Origin of the sequence: Catenulispora rubra (assembly GCF_015356825.1) — a bacterium.
GTDB classification, from domain to species: domain Bacteria; phylum Actinomycetota; class Actinomycetes; order Streptomycetales; family Catenulisporaceae; genus Catenulispora; species Catenulispora rubra.
The window spans coordinates 67,531-88,590 of the sequence record NZ_JAACYW010000007.1 but is presented as its reverse complement, the minus strand read 5'-3'; the positions used below and the strand labels follow the sequence as shown (position 1 = coordinate 88,590).

The 21,060-nt window shown below is 69.9% G+C and carries 18 protein-coding genes; 9 read left to right on the top strand and 9 right to left on the bottom strand.

What is annotated here, in order from left to right; translation table 11 throughout:
• Nucleotides 1-14 precede the first annotated feature (14 nt).
• Nucleotides 15-2,945, top strand: a complete 2,931-nt coding sequence (locus GWK61_RS04395) for a helix-turn-helix transcriptional regulator (protein ID WP_194905187.1) — start codon at nucleotides 15-17, stop codon at nucleotides 2,943-2,945.
• A gap of 32 nt (nucleotides 2,946-2,977) precedes the next feature.
• The gene (locus tag GWK61_RS04390) at nucleotides 2,978-4,060 is read left to right on the top strand and encodes a LacI family DNA-binding transcriptional regulator (RefSeq protein ID WP_194905185.1); all 1,083 of its coding nucleotides are present in this window, start codon (nucleotides 2,978-2,980) and stop codon (nucleotides 4,058-4,060) included.
• 30 nt (nucleotides 4,061-4,090) lie between these two features.
• On the opposite strand, the gene GWK61_RS04385 is transcribed toward GWK61_RS04390, so the two are convergent.
• Genes GWK61_RS04385 through GWK61_RS04375 form a run of 3 tightly spaced genes read right to left on the bottom strand, consistent with a single transcriptional unit; the run spans nucleotide 4,091 to nucleotide 8,461 of the window.
• Nucleotides 4,091-4,864: a sugar phosphate isomerase/epimerase family protein gene (locus tag GWK61_RS04385; RefSeq protein WP_194905183.1), complete on the bottom strand. Its 774-nt coding sequence runs from the start codon at nucleotides 4,862-4,864 to the stop codon at nucleotides 4,091-4,093.
• A complete protein-coding gene (locus GWK61_RS04380; RefSeq protein WP_194905181.1) occupies nucleotides 4,861-6,759 on the bottom strand; it encodes a DUF2264 domain-containing protein in 1,899 nt (632 codons plus the stop codon). Before GWK61_RS04380 ends, GWK61_RS04385 begins: the two co-directional genes overlap by 4 nt.
• A gap of 1 nt (nucleotide 6,760) precedes the next feature.
• Nucleotides 6,761-8,461, bottom strand: coding sequence for a heparinase II/III domain-containing protein (locus GWK61_RS04375; RefSeq protein ID WP_194905179.1), 1,701 nt, complete (start codon nucleotides 8,459-8,461; stop codon nucleotides 6,761-6,763).
• A 161-nt stretch (nucleotides 8,462-8,622) separates the two neighbouring features.
• Here GWK61_RS04375 and GWK61_RS04370 point away from each other — a divergent pair, with 161 nt between their 5' ends.
• Nucleotides 8,623-8,868: an NAD(P)-dependent oxidoreductase gene (locus GWK61_RS04370; protein WP_323747400.1), complete on the top strand. Its 246-nt coding sequence runs from the start codon at nucleotides 8,623-8,625 to the stop codon at nucleotides 8,866-8,868.
• 23 nt (nucleotides 8,869-8,891) lie between these two features.
• Nucleotides 8,892-9,731: an alkaline phosphatase family protein gene (locus GWK61_RS04365; protein ID WP_194905177.1), complete on the top strand. Its 840-nt coding sequence runs from the start codon at nucleotides 8,892-8,894 to the stop codon at nucleotides 9,729-9,731.
• A 10-nt stretch (nucleotides 9,732-9,741) separates the two neighbouring features.
• On the opposite strand, the gene GWK61_RS04360 is transcribed toward GWK61_RS04365, so the two are convergent.
• A complete protein-coding gene (locus GWK61_RS04360; protein ID WP_194905175.1) occupies nucleotides 9,742-10,548 on the bottom strand; it encodes a hypothetical protein in 807 nt (268 codons plus the stop codon).
• Nucleotides 10,549-10,757: 209 nt separating this feature from the next.
• Between GWK61_RS04360 and GWK61_RS04355 the strand changes: the two genes are divergently transcribed.
• A complete protein-coding gene (locus GWK61_RS04355) occupies nucleotides 10,758-12,119 on the top strand; it encodes a magnesium transporter MgtE N-terminal domain-containing protein (RefSeq protein ID WP_194905173.1) in 1,362 nt (453 codons plus the stop codon).
• Complete coding sequence (locus tag GWK61_RS04350; RefSeq protein ID WP_194905171.1) at nucleotides 12,120-12,623, top strand: DUF1003 domain-containing protein; 504 nt, start codon at nucleotides 12,120-12,122, stop codon at nucleotides 12,621-12,623.
• A gap of 71 nt (nucleotides 12,624-12,694) precedes the next feature.
• Here GWK61_RS04350 and GWK61_RS04345 read toward each other — a convergent pair whose 3' ends face one another.
• Together GWK61_RS04345 and GWK61_RS04340 are read right to left on the bottom strand one after the other, a co-directional pair.
• Entirely contained in the window at nucleotides 12,695-13,051 is a 357-nt protein-coding gene (locus GWK61_RS04345; RefSeq protein WP_194905169.1) for a VOC family protein, read from the bottom strand.
• 35 nt (nucleotides 13,052-13,086) lie between these two features.
• Nucleotides 13,087-13,893, bottom strand: a complete 807-nt coding sequence (locus tag GWK61_RS04340; protein ID WP_194905167.1) for a methyltransferase domain-containing protein — start codon at nucleotides 13,891-13,893, stop codon at nucleotides 13,087-13,089.
• Nucleotides 13,894-14,166: 273 nt separating this feature from the next.
• On the opposite strand from GWK61_RS04340, the gene GWK61_RS04335 reads away from it, so the two are divergent.
• The 3 genes from GWK61_RS04335 (at nucleotide 14,167) to GWK61_RS04325 (ending at nucleotide 17,375) form a co-directional block, all read left to right on the top strand.
• On the top strand, nucleotides 14,167-14,634 hold the full coding sequence (locus GWK61_RS04335; protein WP_194905229.1) for a MarR family winged helix-turn-helix transcriptional regulator: 468 nt from the start codon (nucleotides 14,167-14,169) through the stop codon (nucleotides 14,632-14,634).
• A gap of 309 nt (nucleotides 14,635-14,943) precedes the next feature.
• Complete coding sequence (locus GWK61_RS04330) at nucleotides 14,944-15,828, top strand: SGNH/GDSL hydrolase family protein (RefSeq protein ID WP_194905165.1); 885 nt, start codon at nucleotides 14,944-14,946, stop codon at nucleotides 15,826-15,828.
• 80 nt (nucleotides 15,829-15,908) lie between these two features.
• Nucleotides 15,909-17,375 carry an MBL fold metallo-hydrolase gene (locus tag GWK61_RS04325; RefSeq protein WP_323747398.1) on the top strand — a complete coding sequence of 489 codons (1,467 nt, stop codon included), beginning with the start codon at nucleotides 15,909-15,911 and terminating at the stop codon, nucleotides 17,373-17,375.
• 19 nt (nucleotides 17,376-17,394) lie between these two features.
• Here GWK61_RS04325 and GWK61_RS04320 read toward each other — a convergent pair whose 3' ends face one another.
• The 3 genes from GWK61_RS04320 to glp form a co-directional block, all read right to left on the bottom strand.
• Nucleotides 17,395-19,062 carry an MFS transporter gene (locus GWK61_RS04320; protein ID WP_194905160.1) on the bottom strand — a complete coding sequence of 556 codons (1,668 nt, stop codon included), beginning with the start codon at nucleotides 19,060-19,062 and terminating at the stop codon, nucleotides 17,395-17,397.
• A gap of 134 nt (nucleotides 19,063-19,196) precedes the next feature.
• A complete protein-coding gene (gene moaC, locus GWK61_RS04315) occupies nucleotides 19,197-19,757 on the bottom strand; it encodes a cyclic pyranopterin monophosphate synthase MoaC (RefSeq protein WP_228561711.1) in 561 nt (186 codons plus the stop codon).
• The gene (gene glp / locus GWK61_RS04310) at nucleotides 19,754-20,995 is read right to left on the bottom strand and encodes a molybdotransferase-like divisome protein Glp (protein WP_194905158.1); all 1,242 of its coding nucleotides are present in this window, start codon (nucleotides 20,993-20,995) and stop codon (nucleotides 19,754-19,756) included. Before glp ends, moaC begins: the two co-directional genes overlap by 4 nt.
• Between the last annotated feature and the right edge of the window lie 65 nt (nucleotides 20,996-21,060).

Sequence of the window (21,060 nt, the reverse complement as noted above, 5' to 3'; positions counted from 1 at the left end):
GCCAAGGACTTGACATGATCGGGCATGGGGAGCTCGTCGCCGCCCTGGTCGCGCGCGCCGTCGACGGCCTCCCGACGTTATTGGCCGCCCCACCCGGCCGCGGCAAGTCGGCTCTGCTGGACGCGGTCGCAGAGCCCTGGATCAGCCGTGACGATCATGTGGTGTGGCTGACGGCGGCACCGGCTGACCGCAACGTCCCCTTCGCCGCATTAGCCAATCTCTTATCCGAGGCACCCGATCTGCCCGAACCCTGGCTCGCGGCGGTGCGCCAAGCACTGCGCCGAATACCCGGGTCTCCTGACCGCGTCGCGATTCGCTTAGCCGCGCGCGCCTGCATAGACAACGCGGTCCCGCCGGACAAACGCATTCTGCTGCTGATCGATGACATGCAGTGGTGGGACGCGGAGAGCCTGGACGTGGTGGCGTATCTCGCGCGGCACGGCATCCCGGTGGTCGCGGCCACGCGCCCCGGCGGCCCGGTGGACCTGCTGGGCCGCGACGCGGTGGAGATGACGGTTCCCACGCTGACGGCGGAGCAGACCGCGACTCTGTTGCAGCAGCGCGGAATCGGCTTCCGGGTCGCGGCTCGCGTCCACTCGGCGGCAGGCGGGAACGCGCGGCTGACGGTGGAGCTCGCGCGGGGGCTGGACGCGTCGTCGGGCACGCTGGACGTGGTGACGACGCCGCCGGCGGCCCGGCGCTGCGTCCGCGGCTGGATCGACGAACTGCCGACTCCGGACGGGGTCTGGCGCACTCTGCTGATCGCCGCACTGGCCGCGGATCCTTCTATAACGACCCTGCGCCGCACCGCCGGCCCGGACACGCTGGAGGCGCTGTCCTGCGCGGAGCAGGCCGGGCTGATCGCGGTGGACGTGCACGGAACGGTCAGCTTCCCGGCCACCGCGGTTCGCGACACAGTGCTCGCCGACGCATCGCAGGAGACACTGCGCACCGCACACCTGCTCCTCGCCGAAACCACGACCGACCCGACGGCCCGCCTGTGGCACCGCGCCTCAGCCGCCCGCGACCGCCCGGACCTGGAGATGGCCTCGGACCTGGCCATCGCCGCCCGCGCGGTACGCCGACGCGGGGATCCGGGACGCGCGGCGGAGTTATGGCTGCTGGCGGCGGAGATGATGCCGCTGCGCGAGGCGGAGTCGCAGGAGGTGGAGGCGCACAAGGCGGCGAACGGTTCGCTTGCGGCGCTGCCGGCTCCGGTCAGTGGGACGGCTCAGGCTGGGCATAGCGCTGACAACCAGGAGACAGCCACAGACTCCGCAGCTTTCGGCACCGCGCAAACAGCCCAGTACCTGCCGCATCTCGCCGATTCGCCGCCGCACACTGCCGATTCCGCAGCTGCTTCAACCAGCCCCGCCGCCGATCGCGCGCCGCATCCGGCATCCCCTCCCCGCCCCACCGCCATCGCCGCCCTCCTCCTCGCCGCCGCCACCGATGCCGCAGCTGCGGGGCGCCAGCACCTTGCGCGCACCGCCGTGGCGCGGCTGGATCGCACCGAGTCCGATCATGCGGCGCGGGCGCGGGCGCGGCTTGCCGTCGTCGATGCGGCTGGGCAGGCGGTGGGTGGGCTCGATGACATTCTTGGGCGTGCGTTGGCTGATGCCGAGGCGGCGGCCGATCCGGCCCTGCTCTCCGAAGTGCACCTGCGCGTTGCCTGGCATGCGCATCTCGCGCTTGGCGACAATCGGCGGGCTCTTGATGCCGCGCGGGCCGCGGTTCGGGCTGCCGAGCTTTCGCAGAATCCTGAGTCGCAGGCCGCCGCCCTGGTCATGCTCGCGCGGATCGAGCAGCTGCTCGGCGAGGCCTCGTACCCACGCGTGCTGCGTCGCGCGCTCGCGCACAGCCCCGACCCGGCGCCCGGTTCGCTCATCAACTCCGCACGCTGGTTGTCCGTCCGCTTCGCGCTCTTCGCCGACCAGCTCGACGAGGCGCGCTATCACCTCCGGCTGCTCACCTCGTACGCCGAGCGCAGCGGGAGCCACGGCGACCGGGCGCTGCTGCTGCGGGGCGCCGTCGAGATCGAGGCTCGCGCTGGGCACGGGGCCGCCGCCATCCGCAGTGCGCGGCGGCTCAAGGAGCTGCCCGGCGCCGAGCGCGCCTCTCCCGGGCCGGTGTTGTTCACCTCCGCGCTGGCGCAGGTGGCCGGGGGCACGTTGGAGGAGGCGCTGCGGCTGGCCGATCGGGGGACCGCCGCGTCGGCGCAGGAGCAGGACCAGATCTTCATGACCCGCTGCCTGGCCCTGTCCGGGGAGGTGCGCCTGCTGCTGCGCGACACCGCCGGTGCCGCCGACGATCTGCAGCGAGTCAGGACCCTGGTCGACGAGCAGGGCATCGCCGACCCCGCCGCCGTGCGCTTCCACGCCGACCTCGCCGAGGTGCTGGTCGCCTCCGGGCAGGGCGAGGAGGCGGCGGCGGTCATCGCCGAGACGCGGCGCGCTGCCGAGCGGCTGCAACGGCGCGGGGTGCTGGCGACGCTGGACCGGGCCGACGCGGTTCTCAAGGCGGCGCAAGGGGATCACGCCCGCGCCGAAGCGCTCCTGCACCGCGCCGACCACACCTTCCGCGCGCTCGGCCTGCCGCTGGAACGCGGCCGGGTCCTGCTGACCCGCTCGTTCCTCGACAAGCGGCGGCGGCGTGCGGCCTCCGCGCGGCACTTCCACGATCAGGCCGCGGCGGTCTTCCGACGCGCGCAGGCGCCGTTGTGGGAGCCGGCCGAGGTGGCCGCCGAGGCGCCGGCGCCCGATCTGTATCTGACAGCCGCCGAGCAGCGCATCGTCGCGCTGGTCACCGAGGGCCTGCCGAACCGCGAGATCGCCGCGAACCTGTTCCTGTCGGTGAAGACCGTGGAATCCGTGCTGACCGGCGTTTACCGAAAGCTCGGCGTCCGATCGCGCACTCAGCTGGCCGTGCTCCTGCGCGATGATTAGGGGAAACGCTTTAGTAAACGTATTCTTCCCCCGTGGCGAGACGACCGGACAGCGACGCCGGATCCCCGAACGGCCGCGCGGCGACCATCCGCGACGTGGCCACCCGAGCGGGGGTCTCGGTCGCGACCGTCTCCCGGGTCCTCACCGGCAACTACCCGGTCGCCGCCGCCACCCGCACCAGGGTCCTGCGCGCGGTCCGCGACCTGGACTACGTCGTCAACGCGCACGCCCGCGCGCTGGCCGGCACCCGCTCCAAGATCATCGCGGTCCTGCTCTCCAACCTCACCTCCCCCTTCTACAACCGCGTCGCCTCCGGCGTGGAGCAGCAGGCGGTGGCCGAGGACCGGCTGTGCATGGTGAGCACCACCGGCGGCGACCCGGAGCGCGAGGTGAAGTTGGTCGAGACGTTGCGCGAGCAGAACGTCGACGCCGTGGTCCTGGTCGGCGGCGTCATCGACGGCCCCGAGTACCGCGAGCACATGGCGCGCCTGGCCCGGCTGCTGGACAGCGCGGGCTCACGCCTCGTGGTCTGCGGCCGCCCCTCGCCCGGCGAGAACCTGCCGGTGACCGTGGTCGAGTACGACAACGCCGGCGGCGCCTTCGCCGCGACCAGCCACCTGCTCTCGCAGGGGCATCGCAGGGTCCTGTTCATCGGCGGCGACCCGCAGAACACCACGACCCGCGACCGCCTCGACGGCTACCGCCGCGCCATCGGCGCCTACGGCATCGCCGAGGACCCCAGCCTGGTGATCGTCAGCAACCAGCTCCCGCCGTTCGCCTACGCCGAGCTCAAGAAGCGGCTGGCCGCGGGCCCGCCGGACTTCACCGCGGTCTTCGCCTGGGACGACCACATCGCGGCCCGCGCGCTCGTCGCGTTCCGGGAGGCCGGGGTCTCCGTGCCGGACGACGTATCAGTGATCGGATACAACGACGAACAAGAGGCGCAGGACCTCTACCCGGCGCTGACCACCGTCTCGATCCCGCACATGGAACTCGGCCGCGAAGCCGTCCGCCTGGCCCTGCACCGCGACGAGGCGGCCGCCCCGAACCAGCACGTCATGCTGGGCACCCACATCGTGCTGCGGGATTCGGTGCGGCCGCGGATCAACGTGTGAGCCGGCGACGGCCTCGATCCAAAACCGACCTCAGTCGAAGACCGGCTTCACCTTCAGCGCCTCGGCCAACGGCACCGCCTCGGGGTGCCACTTGGACTCCCACTCCAACGACACCCAGCCCTCATACCCCAGCTCCCGCAACGCGGCGTAGAACTCGGGCAGCGGGATCGTGCCCTCGCCGAGCGGCAACGGCGTCCGCTCCTCCGGCGACAACACGTCCTTCACCTGCACGTGCCGCAGATACGGCGCCAGCACTTCCTTCGTGACGGAGATCGGCTCGCCGGTCCGCCACGGATGCATGACGTCCCAGATCGTCCCGACATCACCGGAAACCTGCGCCAGCACCCGCGCGATATCCACACCCTGTGGATGACTGTCGTGAGTCTCCAAAAGAATCGCGACGCCCTCGGGCAACTGCGCCGCGATCGCGTTCAGCCGACGCACGGCACGCGCGTCCGCCTCGGCCCCGGGCTCCTCCGCACCAGGGAAGACGCGCACGAATGGCGCGCCCAGATCCCGAGCGAGTTCCGCATGCGCCAACGCATCCGCGACGCACTCGTCGTCGCTGACCGCACCGCTGGCCACTTTGACATAGGAAGCAACCGCCAACACGGTGACGCCGCCGGACTCCAGCAACTCCCGCGCGGCAGCCCGCTCCTCCACAGACAACCCGATATGCACAGGTTCGTCATCGGCGGCCCGCAGCTCCAGCCCGAGCCACCCTGTGGACCGCGCCAGCTCGACGACGTCCGCCAGCGGCATCCCCGAGCAGCCCAAAGTGGAAAACGCCAACGGCCAACTCATTCCGCGACCCCGTCTCCGTCATCGATACCGTCGTCAGAACCGTCGTCGGCGCCGTCATCAGGGAGCCGATACACCATGACTTTCGACAGATAGCTCACCGTGCCACCGGGATGCTCCGCCGTCAGATACGGCGTCGCCGAGAACGCGCCCAGCGCGTTGGCACCGAGCTCGGTGTCCACACCGGCCGCGGTCCACGTGCCCAGGCCCTCGATCCGCGACATCACCCCGAGATCGTTGACCGCGAACGCCCCGGGCAGCTTCTCGTTTTCGCCGCGCAATGGCTCTTCGGGACCCGCGACCGGATACCCGCCCTCGCGCACCGTCCAGCCGGCCGGCGCCGTCACGGAGTGCTCCCGGGTCTCGACGCCGTCCTTCACGGAGACCCTGGCCGAAATCCGTGCGCCCTCGATCGGAATCACCGCGCCGCCCGGCTCGGTCTCGAAGCCCGGGACGTGCTCCGACGAGATGTACCCGTCGGCCGCCGTACCGGGCTCGATCACGGCCCGCGAGGACACCCGGCCGTCCGGCGCGATCAGCGCGACGTGGTTCCCGACCCGCTTGGCCCACGCCTCCGGCGCGGTGTCCGGCGCGGTCACCGTCGAGAACGCCAGCGGTGAGTAGAACACGTCGGTGCGCGGGTCGAACGGCGGCGTGTGGTGCCAGGCCTTGTCGCTGCCGTGGTTCAGCAACCGGACCACGCCGTCGTCCTTGGTCCCGCTCAGCGCCCAGCCGACCGGCGCGATGAAGCTGTCGAAGTTCCCGACCTCCACCGGCAACGGCGACTCCAGCGCCGTCCACACCCTGTGGTCGGCCGGGAGCATCAAGCCGATGAAGCCCTTGGAGGCCCAGTAGGGCGAAGCAGGGCCCGAATAGTTCTGCACCATCGGCAGGAACGGCTCGTGCCACCCCGGGGTCAGCAGGCCACGCGCATCCGGCGCGCCGTGCTCGGCGAAGTGCTTCATCACACCGCTGGCGGCGCGCCGCGAAAGCCCGGCGTCATAAGGGGAACAGTCGAACATCTCCCCGACCCAGATCGGCGCGGCGGCCGCGAACCGGTACGTCAGCGACCGGCCTTGGTAGATCGGCGCGCCGTCGGAGCCGAAGAAGTCGAAGTAGCGCTCCAGGAACTGGCGCAGCCGGTCCCGATAGACCTCGCGCGCCGCGAGCGCCCTCTCACCCCGCACGCCACCCTCGGCCATCTGCGTCCACACCAGCGGATACAGGTGCATGGCCCAGCCGATGTAGTAGTCGAAGTTGCGGCCGGCACCGTCGGTGTACCAGCCGTCGCCGACGTACCATTCCTCGGTCGCGTCGAGACCGCGAAGGATCTCAGACTCCTCATACCGCGCGCCGATCGAGGACAGGAACTCCTCAGTGACCGTCTGGAACAGCATCCAGTTGTTCGGCCAGGTCGGATTGCCGATGAACTCGCCGAGCCAGTCGGCGACGAGCCCCTGGGCCCGCGCGTCCAGCCGGTCCCACAGCCATTCGCGCGTGTAGTGCAGCCCCAGCGCGATCGAGGCCGCCTCCACCATCGGCTGCCCCGGCCGGCCCTGCGGGATCCGAGGCCAGGCCTCGGGATGCGCGGCGTCCGCGCCGGCGGCGAGGCCCGAGGAGTATCGGGCGATCAGGTCCTCGGCGACCGGCCCCTGGCCCCGGTCGGCGACGATCCGCCACGCCGCGAGCAGGAAGGTGCGGGCGAAGCCCTCCAAGGCATCCGAGTCGACGCCCGAGGCGCTGGGCCGGCCCGGCAGCTCGAAGCGCGCCGAACTCGGCGACGCGAACGGCTTCAAGGAGTCAAGCAGGTAGTCGGCCTGCGCGAGCCAGTGGGCCCGCGTCCAGCCGGTGTGCTCGGACAGGTTCCGGTCCTCGGGGACATCCATCGCACCGGCCACATCAACGCTCCTTGCTCGCGACGGTGAACACGGACTCCAGCCGGCTGCCGCCAGCCTCAAGGGAGCATCGTAGCCGAATGCGGAAAACGCTTTCCAGCTCTCCGCGATGACCGCTGGTCTCGATGCTCTCCAGCTCGGGAACCATCGCGACCGGACCGCTCCACGTCATGACGCAGCGCGCCTTCTCGCCCTCCCACACCACGCGATCGGCCTCGAACGTCGGCCGGATCCGGCTGATGAAGATCTCCTCGAAAGGCATCGGGCGATCGGTCTCGATCCGGTCGACCACGACCAGGCTGCCGTGTCGCTGCCAGGTGAACCGGCGGCCCACGGCGAGCAATCCGGGGACTTCGTATGCCGAGGTCAGGTCCAAGGTCAGGATCGCGCCCTGGCCGGTCTCGGCGAAGCGCTCGACCTTCGCGGCGTACTCGGCGCCCGGCAGCTGACCCCGACCGTCGATCAGCGGGATCGAGTGCCCCTCGGCGGCTGTATGAACATCCTTATACCGGTCGGGCCCGAAGTACGCGGCGTTGTATTCGCCGGCGCCCAGGTCCGTCAGCAGCGTCTCGCCGTGGCCGCGCAGGATGAACTGGCCGACGTCCAGATGGTTGTGGAACTCGTCGTTGTGCCCGCCCTTGGCCGCGAACTCCGCCTCGCCGCCGCGGTCCACGACCCACGCCAGATCCGGCAGGTACGCGACGCCCGGCGCCGTCGGCTGGTCCAGGACGCGCTCGCTGGTCCACTCGATGTTCTTGGCGACGTGCGGCCAGCGATGACAGAAGTCCGACGCGAGGCTCGGCACAGCCGTCAGATACGGCACCGGCACCCCGAGCCGTTCGACCAGCCGCGACATCAACCCGGTCGGGATCTCCGCGGTCTCCGAGCCGTCGGAGAAGCTCGGGAACCGGCCGTCGCCGAATCCGACGCGGGAAGGGAACGCAGCGATCTCGCGGATCTTCTTGTCCAGCAACAGATCCGAGCCGCCGCGCTCGCGCCACGCCTCGGCGAAGTAGGCGAAGTACCCGAAGCCGTAGACCCAGTAGTCCATGCCCTCGGAGCAGCCGCCGTCGTCGGGGTAGTGCTCGATGAAGCGGCGCAATGACTTCTGCGCGCGCTTCAGGATCATCGCCAACCGCTTGGCCTCGTCCGGGAAGAAGGCCAGCGCGGCCATCCCGACGCCGCCGGCGACCACCGCGAGCCAGTTGTTGGTCATCTTCTCGAAGGCCATCGGCCGCTGGTCGTCGGCGAACGGGATGAAGACCCGGTCCAGCAGCTCCTCGCGGCAGCGCATCGTCACGTCCTCGGGCAGCTGCTTGCCGAAGCGCCCGATCAGCTCGGCGACGGTGTGCGCGGTCTCGGCCGCGAAAAGGTCGACGCAGCGGCGCATGTCGCCGTCGCGGGCGTGGTAGACGTGCGCGGGCAGGGCCCAGGTGTACTCGTCGCAGACCCGCCACAGCTCGTCGGCGAGGACGGCGAGCACGTCCGCGCTCACGACGCCGTCCGCGCGCACGTCGAACATCGCCGCCGCGCCGGCCGCGACCAGCCGTCCGCGCCGCTCGAAGTAGGGGTGCTCGTAGCCATAGCGGTGTCCGGTGTCGCCGAACTCCCGGTACAGCGTGAACGTCAGCTCGGGCGCGGCGGACCCGGCCGCCCCCGCCACGGCGTCGCGGACTTCGTCTTCCAGGGCGGCCAGGTAGTTCATGCGCAGATCATCTCAGCCGTGGGTCGGTATTTAACTGTGCGTCTTCGCGTACTCGGCGCCGAGCTCGGCCGCGATCTGGTCGCCGCCGCCGCTCTGCCACTTCTTGATGACGTCGTCCCACAACGACAGCGCGGCGGGCACTGGCCGGCGCCGAGGCGCTGGTGCGGCACTGCGCCGCCGGCCGGATCGACGCGTTCCTGGACGTCACCGACCCCGACGAACCGCTGCCGCCGACGCATCCGTTGTTCCTGCTGCCGAACGTGGTCGTGACGCCGCACCTGGCCGGGGCGATGGGGACCGAGGTGGCGCTGCTCGGCGCGTACGCGGTGGCCGACGTCGAGCGGTACGTGGCGGGGCTTCCGCTGCTCGGCGCGGTCCGTGAGGATGATCTAGCGCGGATCGCTTAGCCGACTCACAACCCAGGGGAGACATGAGCACTTCATGCGTACTGGTCATCGGGATCGACGGCACCCGCCTGGACTTCCTCGAAGCCGAGCCGACTCCGAACATCGACCGGATCATCGGCGAGGGCTTCCTGGCCCCGGTGTGGATCGAGGACGGCACCCCGACGGTGTCAGGACCCTGCTGGGCCACGGCCGTCACCGGGACCACGATCGAGCGGCACAACATCAGCAGCAACGACTTCGCCGGGCACCGGCTGGCCGAGCACCCGGACTTCCTGACCGTGCTGACGCGCGACTTCGGCCTGCACACGTATCTTGCGATCGGCGCCTGGCCGCCCCTGGCCACCACCGCCGACCACGGCCCGATGTTCGCCTCGCCCTCCCGCCTGAGCTTCGCCACCTTCGGCCAGTCCGCCCCGGGGTGCGACCGCGGCGACGAGGCGATCACCGGCGACGCCGAGCGCGTGCTGGCCGCCGAGGACGTCGCGGCGGCGTTCGTCTACCTCGGGGTGAACGACGCCACCGGGCACGACCAGGGCTGCGGGGACCTGTACCGGGCCGCCATCCGCCGCACGGACGCGCGCGTCGGGCGGTTGCTGGCGGCGGTGGCGTCCCGGCCGGAGCGGGCCGCGGAGAACTGGACCTTCATCCTGGTGACCGACCACGGCCAGGTGCTCGAGGGCGGCCACGGCGGCGGCAGCGCGGCCGAGCGGACGGCGTGGATCGCGGCGTGCGGTCCGGGCATCGAGGGCGGCGCGGACTACGGGACGCTGCGGCATGTCGACGTCGCGGCGCATGTGTACGCGGCGCTGGGGGTCGAGCCGGAGATTGTGTTGGACGGCAAGGCCTTCGCCTCGGTGGTGTGAGGGATCGCTACTACTTCGCGATCTTTGCTATGTCGACGACTTGTCCAGGCGGCGGCGGGTTCAGCGTCACCGGCGTGCCGTAGTCCATGAAGTCCAGCGTCCCGCCGCCGGGCGGCAGCACCCGCTCCAGGTAGGGCTGGCCGTCGATGGCCACGTACACCCGGGTGTCCTTCGACCCGGACAGCACGATCGACTTGGTGCCCCGGATGTCCTTCTGGCCGTCCTTGCCCAGCGACCCGATGCCCTGCATGATCTGCGCCAGCAGCTGGCGCGGATCGGTCAGCGAGGCGAAGGTCTGGTACTGCGCGTCGGCCGGGCCGATGTGCAGGTAGTTGATCTGCATGGCGGTCACCGCGATGCTGTTGTCCGAGGAGCTCGAAGTCGGGCTGCCCGCGGAGGTCGAGGGGGACCCGGCCGCGCTCGGCGCCGGCGAGGTGTCGCCGAGCCGCGACAGCACGGAGCGGTAGAACGCCTGGTCGCCCTTGACGTAGACGTCCGGCCCGACCCGCAGCAGCTCGATCACCTCGGTGCCGATGGTGACGGTGCCGGAGGCGCCCTTGTCCTTCTCCAGCCGCAGGTCCAGCGCGACCTGCTGGCTGCCGGAGGTGAACTGGCCCTGGATGTGCACGCTGCTGGCGTTCAGCACCGCGTCCTCGGCGGTGGCGACGATGGATCCGGCGCCCTTCTTGGCCACGCCGTTGGTACCGGTGGATCCGCATCCGGCCAGCGCCGCCACGGCCGCGACCAGCGCGGCACCTGTTCTGACGGCGGTTCCTCGGGACGTGCGCACGATGCTCCAGTCGATCGGTGTCGCCACGAGACTAGACGGTCCGCAGACGCGACGGGGAAGGAGTAGCGGAGTCGGCCACGCCGGTCCCGGAACCGGTAGCCTGATCACATCATCGGACCTGGGAGGTCGCACGGTCGGCGGCGTTTCAGTGAGCCCGTGCGGCAGCACATTCACCATGACCACCGGTAGTCGGCGCCCCCACCGCCGGCGACGTCGAGGCGGATACGGAGGTTGACTTGAGGGCCCTGTCCCGCGTTTACGTCTCCCACCTTGCGGGACGCTCCGTTTTCGACGCCGACGGCGAGCCGGTCGGCCGGATCCGCGACATCGTGGTCAGCATGGGCGCCGGCGACAGCGCGCCGCGCGTGCTCGGCCTGGTGCTGGAGATGCACGGCCGGCGGCGGGTGTTCCTGCCGATCGGCCGGGTCACCTCGATCGAGAACCAGCAGGTGGTCTCCAGCGGCCTGGTGAACATGCGGCATTTCCAGCAGCGCCCCGGCGAGACCCTGGTGCTCGCCGAGCTGCTGGACCGCCGGGTGACGCTGAACGCCACCGGCGAGGCCGCGACCGTGCGCGACGTGGCCCTGGAGCCCGAGCGCGCCGGCAAGGAGATGGCGGTCACCAAGCTGTTCGTGCAGAAGGCGGCCAAGGGCGGACTGCGGCGCCGGGGCGAGACGCTGACCGTGGACTGGGACGCGGTCCAGGGCCTGGAGGTCTCCGGCGTCCAGGGGGCCGCGGAGCTGGTCGCGGCGCTGGACAAGCTGCACGCCGCGGACCTGGCGCAGGTCATGCACGAGCTGTCGCCCAAGCGGCGCGGCGAGGTGGCCGCGGCGCTGGACGACGACCGGCTGGCCGACGTCATGGAGGAGCTGCCCGAGGACGACCAGGTGGAGATCCTGGGCGAACTGGAGTCGGAGCGCGCCGCCGACGTGCTGGAGGCGATGGACCCCGACGACGCCGCGGACCTGCTCGGCGAGCTGAGCACGGACGAGGCCGAGCGGCTGCTGGCCCTGATGGAGCCGCAGGACGCGAACCCGGTGCGGCGGCTGCTGTCCTACCGCGAGGACACCGCCGGCGGCCTGATGAACTCCGATCCGATCATCCTGCTGCCGAACGCGACCGTGGCCGAGGCGCTGGCGCTGGTGCGCGACGAGGAGCGGACGCCGGCGAACGCCTCGCTGGTGTTCGTCACCCGCGCACCGACGGAGACGCCGACCGGCCGCTACCTGGGCGCCGTGCACATCCAGCGGCTGCTGCGCGAGCCGCCGATGGCGCTGGTGTCGGCGGCCGTGGACGTCGAGCTGGAGCCGCTGGCCCCGGACGCCCCGCTGAACGAGGTCACGGCGTACATGGCCACGTACAACCTGGTCGCGGCGCCGGTGGTGGACGCCGACGACCGGCTGCTGGGCGCGGTGACCGTGGACGACGTGCTGGACCACCTGCTGCCCGACGACTGGCGGATGCGGCCGGGCGGCCACCCGCACGACGAGCTGCCGCCGGAGGCCCGCGAGGTCGTGGAGTTGCTGGAGGAACAGGACGGGGCGGGCGGCACGACAGCCCGCCGGAACCGGGCCGGCACCGAGGCAGGGGAGCGATAAGTGGCGCGCGAGTACATCCCGCCGCGGCTGGACCAGCCCCGGGGACGGCGTCAGGTCTCGTTCAAGCCGTCGTTCGACCCGGACGCCTTCGGCCGGGTGTCGGAGGCCATCGCACGGTTCTTCGGCACGGCGCGGTACCTGGTCATCCAGACCGTGCTCGTCATCATCTGGATCGGGCTGAACATCCTGGTGATCACCAAGACGATCCGCTGGGACCCGTACCCGTTCATCCTGCTGAACCTGGCGTTCTCGACGCAGGCCGCGTACGCCGCGCCGCTGATCCTGCTGGCGCAGAACCGGCAGGCCGAGCGGGACAAGGTGCAGATCGCCGAGGACCGGAACCGCGAGGAGATGTCGATCGCGACGATGGAGTACCTGACCCGGGAGATCGCCTCGCTGCGGATGGCGGTCGGCGAGGTCGCCACCCGCGACTACGTGCGCGGCGAGCTCCAGGCTCTGCTCAAGGAGTTGGAAGAGCGGGCGCGGGACATCCCTCGGGACTAACCGGGTCAGGTTCGCGTTCGGCGGGCGCGGCTCGAGAGTCACGCTTCGGGAGCCGCGCCGGGGTCGGGCCTCTACTGCTGGATGAACTCCAGGCGGTTGCCGTGCGGGTCGTAGGTGTGCAGGCGCCGGCGCTCGGGGATGGTCTGGTCCCAGGTGAACTCGTAGCCGGCGGCGGTGAGCGCGGCGACCAGTTCGTCGATGTCGGTGACCAGGATCGCCGGATGCGCCTTGCGGGCCGGTACGAACGGCTCCTCGACGCCGGTGTGGATCTCCAGACCGCCCGCGGCGAACCAGCAGCCGCCGCGCGCGGCCAGGACCGGCGGCTTGGTCAGCTCGGTCATGCCGAGGACCCCGACATAGTAGGCCCGTGAGATGTCCTCGGCGCCCTTCGGGACGGCCACCTGTGCGTGATGGAGTGCAGCGAGCATCGTGTTCTCCCCTCGGAATCACTCTCTCCAGAATGTCAGGCTGCCCGGCCGATGGCGAAGATGCGGCGGTACGGCAGCAGCTGCACAGTGCGGCCGCCGATCTCGCGGATCGGGTAGGCGACGCGGACCAGGGCGTCGTACTCGGCGACGAAGTCCGCTGCGTCGCTCTCATTCAGGGCCTTGATCGCCGGACGCAGCGCGGAGCCGCGTACGAACTCGGTCACGCCGCAGGGCACCTTCGGGTCCGGGTCGGCGGCGACCAGATAGGTGTACGTGGTCTCCCACACGTCGGGCTCCAGCCCGGCCTCGGCGAGCTTCCCGAGGTAGACCGCCGGGTCGTGGGAGGCAGGCTTCTGCAGGTCGGCCGGGACGCGGTCGCCCCACCGCTGCTTCATCTCGGCCAGGGCCAGGTGCGAGGGCGCCTCGAAGTTGCCGGGGACCTGGAAGCCGAAGACCCCGCCGGGCGCGAGCTGCGCGGCCAGGCTCGGGAGCAGGTCCAGGTGGTCCGGGACCCACTGCAGCACGGCGTTGGCCAGCAGGACGTCCACCTTGCTGTCCGGGTGCCAGTCCCGCAGGTCGCCGAGTTCGAACTCGACCTGGCCGGGCACCGCCTGCTGCTGCGCGGCCTCGATCATCGCCGGGGAGGAGTCGACGCCCACGATCCGGGCGTCCGGCCACCAGTCGACCAGCAGCGCGGTCGCGTTGCCGGGGCCGCAGCCGAGGTCGACGACGGTGTGCACCTCGCCGTCCGGATCGAGCTGGGTGACCAGGTCCAGGAAGGGGCGCAGGCGGTCGTTCTCGAACCGCAGATATTGCTGGGCGTTCCAGATGTCGCCGGCCATGACGCCTCCAGGCGGTGGGATGTTCGGAAAAGTATCTCGACATCGAGATACTTAGAGTCTGCCCGGTCAAGAATCTCGATGTCAAGATGCTCGGCGCCGACCTTCCCGGTAGGCTGGGATCTCGGAACAACGGCGAGGAGTAGGTACGCGGTGGAGACGCCACACACGCACGACCTGGACGCCGTCGCGACCCCCGCCCACAACGGCGCCGCCGCCCCGGCCGCCCCGCTCCCCGGGCCCGACCCGCAGGCCTGCCGGGACGAGGTCGACCGGCTGGTCGAGGCCTGGCGGCACGAGCGCCCGGACCTTGATGTGGCCCCGCTGGAAGTCCTCTCCCGGGTCTCCCGCCTGGCCCGCCACCTGGACCGCGCACGCCGCACGGCCTTCGCCGAGCACGACTTGGAGCCGTGGGAGTTCGACGTGCTCTCCGCGCTGCGCCGCGCCGGCGCGCCGTACCAGCTCACCCCCAGCAAGCTGCTGACCCAGACGCTGGTCACCAGCGGCACGATGACCAACCGCATCGACCGGCTGGCCGCCAAGGACCTGGTCAAGCGGCTGCCCGACCCCGGCGACCGGCGCGGCGTGCTGGTGCAGCTGTCGGACACCGGCCGGGAGCGCGTGGACGGCGCCTTCGAGGGGCTGCTGGCCCAGGAGCGCGACCTGCTCGACGGGCTGTCCGCCGACGAGCGCAAGGCCCTGGCCGGGCTGCTGCGGACGCTGGTCCTGCCCTTCGACAACTGAGCCCTCAGGCAGCCGACCCTTTCGAGCGCTGGCTCCTTAGAGCACTGAGTCCTTCGAGCACTGATCCCGTCGGCCGCTGACATCAGCGCTGACATCAGTGGCCGTTTCGGCTCGAAGTGGGTCTTTTCGACCGCTGATCCAGTGCTGTCGCGGTTGCCCTCTCCGGCAGTGTTTTCCGCGCCGTTAACAACGAGTCACCTCCCCCTACCCCTGATGACTACCTGCCGGTAGCATCCGGGTGTTCGCCGCCACATCTGTGCGAAGAAGCCCTTGCAGGCGGCGCGATCTCCACGGGAGGGGACCCAGAGGATGCACGTTCCCAAACTCAGCCTGCGCAAGGCTGCCGCGGTCGCGGCCGCGGCGCTGTGCGGCCTGGCGGTGAGCGCCGGCCCGGCGAGCGCGTCGGACGGCTGGAAGCACCGGCCCTACGACTACTACCTGGCGCTCGGCGACTCGCTCGGCGCCGGCTGGCAGCCGAACGCGGTCACCGGCCAGGGCTTCATCAGCGGCCACGGCTACGCCGACGACATCGCCGCGTCCCTGAAGGCCCGGGGCACCAAGTACGTGAACCTGGCGTGCCCCGGCGAGACCACGGGCTCGATGATCCACGGCGGCTGCTCGTACCCGGAGCCGTACAAGAGCCAGCTCGCCGCCGCCGCCTCGTTCCTGAAGGCGCACAAGGGCGACCGGGTGCTGGTGACGATCGACATCGGCGCGAACGACGTCGACGGCTGCGCCGGCGCCACCGGCCTGGACATCCAGTGCGGTCTGAACGGGATCAAGCAGACCTCGCAGGACCTGCCGGTCATCCTGAAGACGCTGCACGCCGCGGCCGGGCACAAGACCGAGTTCGTCGGGTCGACGTACTACAACCCGTTCCTCGCCTCGTGGCTCACCGGGTCCTCCGGGCAGAGCACCGCGGTGCTGTCGGCGGTCTTCCTGAACCTGTTCAACGCGGTCTTCGCGGTCGAGTACCCGCTGCACGGGGTCCGGGTCGCCGACGTCAGCTCGGCCTTCCAGAGCAATGACTTCGTCGACCAGGTGCCGCTGAAGCCGGGGCTCTCGGTGCCGCTGAACGTGGCCCGCATCTGCCAGTGGACCTGGATGTGCGCGCCGGCCCCGGTCGGGCCCAACATCCACGCGAACGACGCCGGGTATCAGGTCATGGCGAAGGCCTTCGAGGCAGCCTTCTGACATAGCCCTGTTTCACAACTTCACGCTTCTGCGCAGGTCAACTGGGGTCAATCCGAGTCGGGGTTGGCCCCGGTCGCATTGTGGGGCAGGATGAGCCGGTGCCCGGTCCACTCGTCAGTTCGACAGGACACGCGGGATTGCGCGTCGAGGCACCGGAGCTGCGGCTGTTGTGCGATCCGTGGGTGTCGCGGGGCGGGGCGTTCCTCGGATCGTGGTTCCCGTTCCCGGACAACGGCCATCTGCATGCGGTTCCGGGCTTTCTGGAAGCCGAGTGGATCGCGGTGTCGAGCGCGCACGCGGACCATATGGACCTGGCGTTCTTGTCCGGGCTCGATGACGGAGTGCAGGTCGTGGTCCCGGCGTATCCGTCGTCTGTTCTGCGGGACCGGCTGACCGCGGCGGGTGTGAAGAACGTCGTGGAGGTCGAGGGCTGGCAGCATCTGCCGCTCAACTCGCGTGGCGACTGGCTGACGGCCATTCCCGAGCAGTCGCCGATGTCCCATCGCGCTGCGTTCCTTGTCGTCGCGGATGGGATTTCCGTACTGCACTGCAATGATGCGCAGCTCTCCCTGGCGCAGACACGGCGAGCGATGATCGAGGTCGGCGGGCCGTTGGATCTGCTGGCGCTGGATGCGTCGGGACCGCGGTTCAGGGCGGTGAAGCGGTTGGTGCGCACTGTGAAGCCGCGCCTGGCGATGCCATATGGCGGTCCGGCCTGTGTTCTGGATCCGGCACTGGCGCATGACAACGCGCAGATCGCCGAGCCTGATGAACTACCGGCCGAGACACTGCGGCTGTTTCCAGGGGACAGCGTTCGTATAACGCCGACAAGCCACGACGTCACCAGGGATCCGCGTTGGGGGGACTTCTCCTATAGCGACTCCGTCGCTGTTGCGAACCACCTTGAGGCCTACGCTGCTTCTCGCGCGGAAGAGATCGCTGAGGTGTGGACGGCGCATCCTGATCCTGTCGCCGGCTCTGGTCTCGGTGAGCGCTTCGTGGAGCACTTTGTGCGGCTCGGCCGGATGAGTCCGTACTTCTTGGAGCGGATCGCCATGACGGTCCGGTTCGAGGTGGCCGGTGCGGATGGCGGGATATGGGACGTGCACCTCGGGACTTCTGACGAGACTCCTCAGTACACGTTCGGCGTAGAGGCGCGTTGGCTGGAGGCGGTTCTCAGTGGGGAGATCCTTTGGGAGGATCTACTCCTTTCGCGGCGTCTCTCCGTTAAGAGCTCCCCTGACGTCGACAACTCTTATCTGTTCGCTCTGCTTAGGCACGCCGACGTTGACGCGTTGCAGGCTATAGAGGACCACGACAAGCGTGACCCGGACGCCACGGTCATGGTGAACTCCGGAGAGCGGACCTTCGAAGTGACGCGGTACTGCCCGCACTCTGGTGAAGACCTCGCAGAGGGCGCGATTGTAGAGGAGGCGCCGGAGGGTCTGGTTCTGCGCTGCTTGGCGCACAACTTCGACTTCTCACTCACCACCGGGCTGTGTCTGAACGCCCGGTGCGAGCCCATCATGGTGGCGGCGCCTGCCTGAGGCCCTTAGCGCTCGGCGCTTAGGCGGTCGCGGCTTCTTTAGCGGGAGGCTTAGCGTCGGACAGGTAGCCGAGACCACCGGTGGACGCTATCCGTCCGGAACGCATGAAGTACGTGCCGATCAAGGCGATCGCGCCGGCTATGGCACAGGCTATGAAGATCTGCGTATAGGCGGAGTCGGTGAAGACTCCCGCGCGCTGCGTTATACCAGTCTTCGGATCCGGAGTACCGGCGAGCACCGTCTGGCCGGCCACTATCAGCTTCACAGGATGGGCCGCCTGGAACGCCGCAGCTATAGCGGTTCCCACCGCAGTGCCTATGGAGTTGGACACTCCGAGCATCCCTGCGGTAATCCCCTGCTGCTCCGGTGGAGAGGCCTCTACGAGGAGGTTCGGCGTAGTCGCGTAGTAGGCGCCGAATCCGACGCCGAACACGATGCCGACGAGCGCCAACGTCAGTGCTCCGTGATGCGCTGCGGCGTAGATGCCACTGGTCGCGGCGAAGGCGAACATGCCCACCAGCAATGGCTTGCGTGCACCGATCTTCCCCGACAACTGGCCCGAGGCTGCGCCGGAGAACATCGCGACGGTCGAGCCCCAGACCTGGACGCGGAACGCCAAGCCCAGCAACGTGAACCCGAGCCCGTAGCTGAGGTTGCCGAGCACCTTCACGGGGATCTGGTCCGGCTGCACTAGTCCCTTGAAACGTGCCGCCGCGCCTTGTTGGGTCATGGCGATCAAACCGTTGTGGCTCGGCGTGGAGACCATGTACGGGATCGCGAACGCCTGGATGCCCACCACGATCGAGGCGAAGAACGCGATGAACAGCACCATCGAGACCTTCGGCGAGAACAGCAGCCGCAGATCGATGATCGGTTGGCTGATCCTCTTCTCCAGCCCGACGAACGCCCCGATGAGGACCAGGCCGAGGACCAGATAGCCCAGATAGAGCGGATCGGTCCAGCCGACGTTCGCGCCGTTCGAGACGTAGAGCAGCGCGAAGCCCACGCCGCCGGCCAGCAGCAACGCGCCGAACGGGTCCAGCTTCTGGCGGGCGCGGAACTTGGTCTCCGGGCACACCAGGAAGACCAGGGGCAGCGTCACCAGGGTGTAGACCACCAGGAACCAGAACAGCGCCTTGTAGCTCCAGCCGGCGGTGTCGGTCAGCAGGCCGGAGAGCATGATCCCGCCGACACCGGACACGCCGAGCCCGGTGGACACCAGCCCGATCGCCAGCGGCACGTACTTGCGCGGGATCAGGTCACGGATCAGGCCGTAGGCGACGGTGGCCGCGGCGATCGCCACCGCCTGGAAGGCGCGCCCGATCAGGAAGAGCGTCCAGTTGCTGGTGGTGGCGCAGATCAGCGAGCCGATCAGGAACGACACCCCGACCGCGAGCAGCATGTTGCGCTTGCCGTACAGGTCCGACAGCTTGCCCAGGATCGGCGTGGCCGCGCCGCCGACCAGCCCGAAGATGATGGTCATCCACGCGATGTTGCTGCCCACGCCGGGGAAGCTGCGCCCGATCAGCTGCGCCGCCGGCGAGACCATCGTGTACTGCAACGGCGCGACCTCGGCGAAGAGTACGACGACCGCGATGACGGAGAAGATGCGCGCACGGGACGCGTTGTCCAGGCGTCCCGTGTCGTTCTCAGGGGGAAGTGCCGCCGCTGTACTCGAATCGGTCATGGCGCGTCCTTGAAATCTCGGGGAGATGTCTGATCGGCCTTATACGGACCCGACCTGTGAGGATGCTCACAGCTCGCGTTCGGGGCACCATGACACCGAGACGTCCAAGTCGCAAGAGTTATCGAGTGGGTGTGCTAACCCTCGCGCGACCAGTCCCCTGACACACCGCCAGATTTCGTTTCCACCCGGACCCGGGTCAGGACCGCGGCCGGGTCGACCGCCTTGACCATGTCGATGACGGTCAGCCCGGCGACCGCCACCGCGGTCAGCGCCTCCATCTCGACGCCGGTGCGGTCCGCGGTCTTCACCGTCGCCGCGATGGCGACGCCGGTGTCCTCGACCTCCAGGGCGACCTTCACTCCGCTGATCGCGATCGGGTGGCAGAGCGGGATCAGCTCCGGCGTCTTCTTCGCGCCCATGATGCCGGCGATGCGCGCGACCGACAGGGCGTCGCCCTTGGGCATGCCCTCGCCGCGCAGCAGCTCCACCACCTTCGGCGAGACCTCCACGAAGCCGGTCGCCCGCGCCTGGCGCGCGGAGACCGGCTTCTCGGTGACGTCGACCATGCGCGCGTCGCCGGTGGCGTCGATGTGGGTCAGGCGGTCGGACTTGCCGCCGCCGGCCGCAGATGCCGGTGCCTGGGTCGGGGTCGAGTCCGTCGCCGAGTCCGGCTCGCCGTGCGTCGGGTCGGTCATCGCACGCCGCCGTCCAGCACGATCACCTCGACGTCGTCGCCGTCGACCACCTCGGTCACGTGCTCGGGCACCACTATCAACGCGTTCGCCAGGGCCAGGTCGCCGACCAGGTGCGAGCCGTGGCCGCCGACCGGGCGGACGCTCAGGGCCGCCGGGTCGTAGACGCCGCGGGCGAACTGGCGCTTGCCGTCGGGCGAGGTGAAGGCGCCGAAGCAGGTCGCGGTCACGGTCTTGCGCGGCCCGGTGGCGATGCCCATCATCTTCTCGATCGCCGGGCGGATGTAGATCTCGAAGGAGACGTAGGCGGACACCGGGTTGCCCGGCAGTGTGAAGATCGGGATCCGGTCCTCGCCGACGGTGCCGAAGCCCTGCGGCATCCCCGGCTGCATCGCGACCTTGGTGAACTCCACGGTGCCCAGCGTCGAGAGCACCTCCTTCACCACGTCGTAGGCGCCGACCGAGACCCCGCCGGTGGTGATCACGACGTCGGCGCGGATCAGCTGGTCCTCGATGGCGTCCAGCACGCCCTGCGGGTCGTCGCCGACGATGCCGACCCGGATGCCGGTGGCGCCCATGGCGTTCACCGCGGCGGTCAGCGCGGGGCCGTTGCCGTCGTTGATCTGGCCCGGACCGAGCACCGTGCCCGGCTCGACCAGCTCCGAGCCGGTGGACAGCACCACGACCCGCGGGTGCGGGTGCACCGGGGCGTGGACCTGGCCGATCGCGGCGAGCAGGCCGATCTGGCGCGGGCCCAGGCGGGTGCCGGCCTTGAGCACCACCTCGCCGGTCTTCACGTCGGAGCCGAGTATCCGGATGTTCTGGTCGCGCTCCGGGACCCGGGTGATGCGGACGCTCTCGGTACCGGCGTCCGTCCACTCCACCGGCACGATCGCCTCGGCGCCGTGCGGCACCATCGCGCCGGTCATGATCCGGGCGCAGGTGCCCGGCTCCAGGATGCCCTCGTGGACCGAGCCGGCCGCGATGTCGCCGATCACGCTCAGTTCCGCGGGGCTGTCCTCGGCGGCGCCCTCCAGGTCGGCCAGCCGCACCGCGTAGCCGTCGACCGAGGAGTTGTCGAACGGCGGCAGCGCGATGGACGCGACCACGTCGTCGGCGAGCACCAACCCGTTCACATCGGTGATCGGGAGCTCCATCGGGGCGAGCAACTGCACGGTGTCGAGGACCGTCTTCAGGTGGTCGTCGACACTGCGCATCGTCGCGTTATCGGAATCGGACATGCGTCCATCATCCCTTATGCCGCGGACGCGGACGTCAGCGACGGATCGATCTCCATCAATGTGAT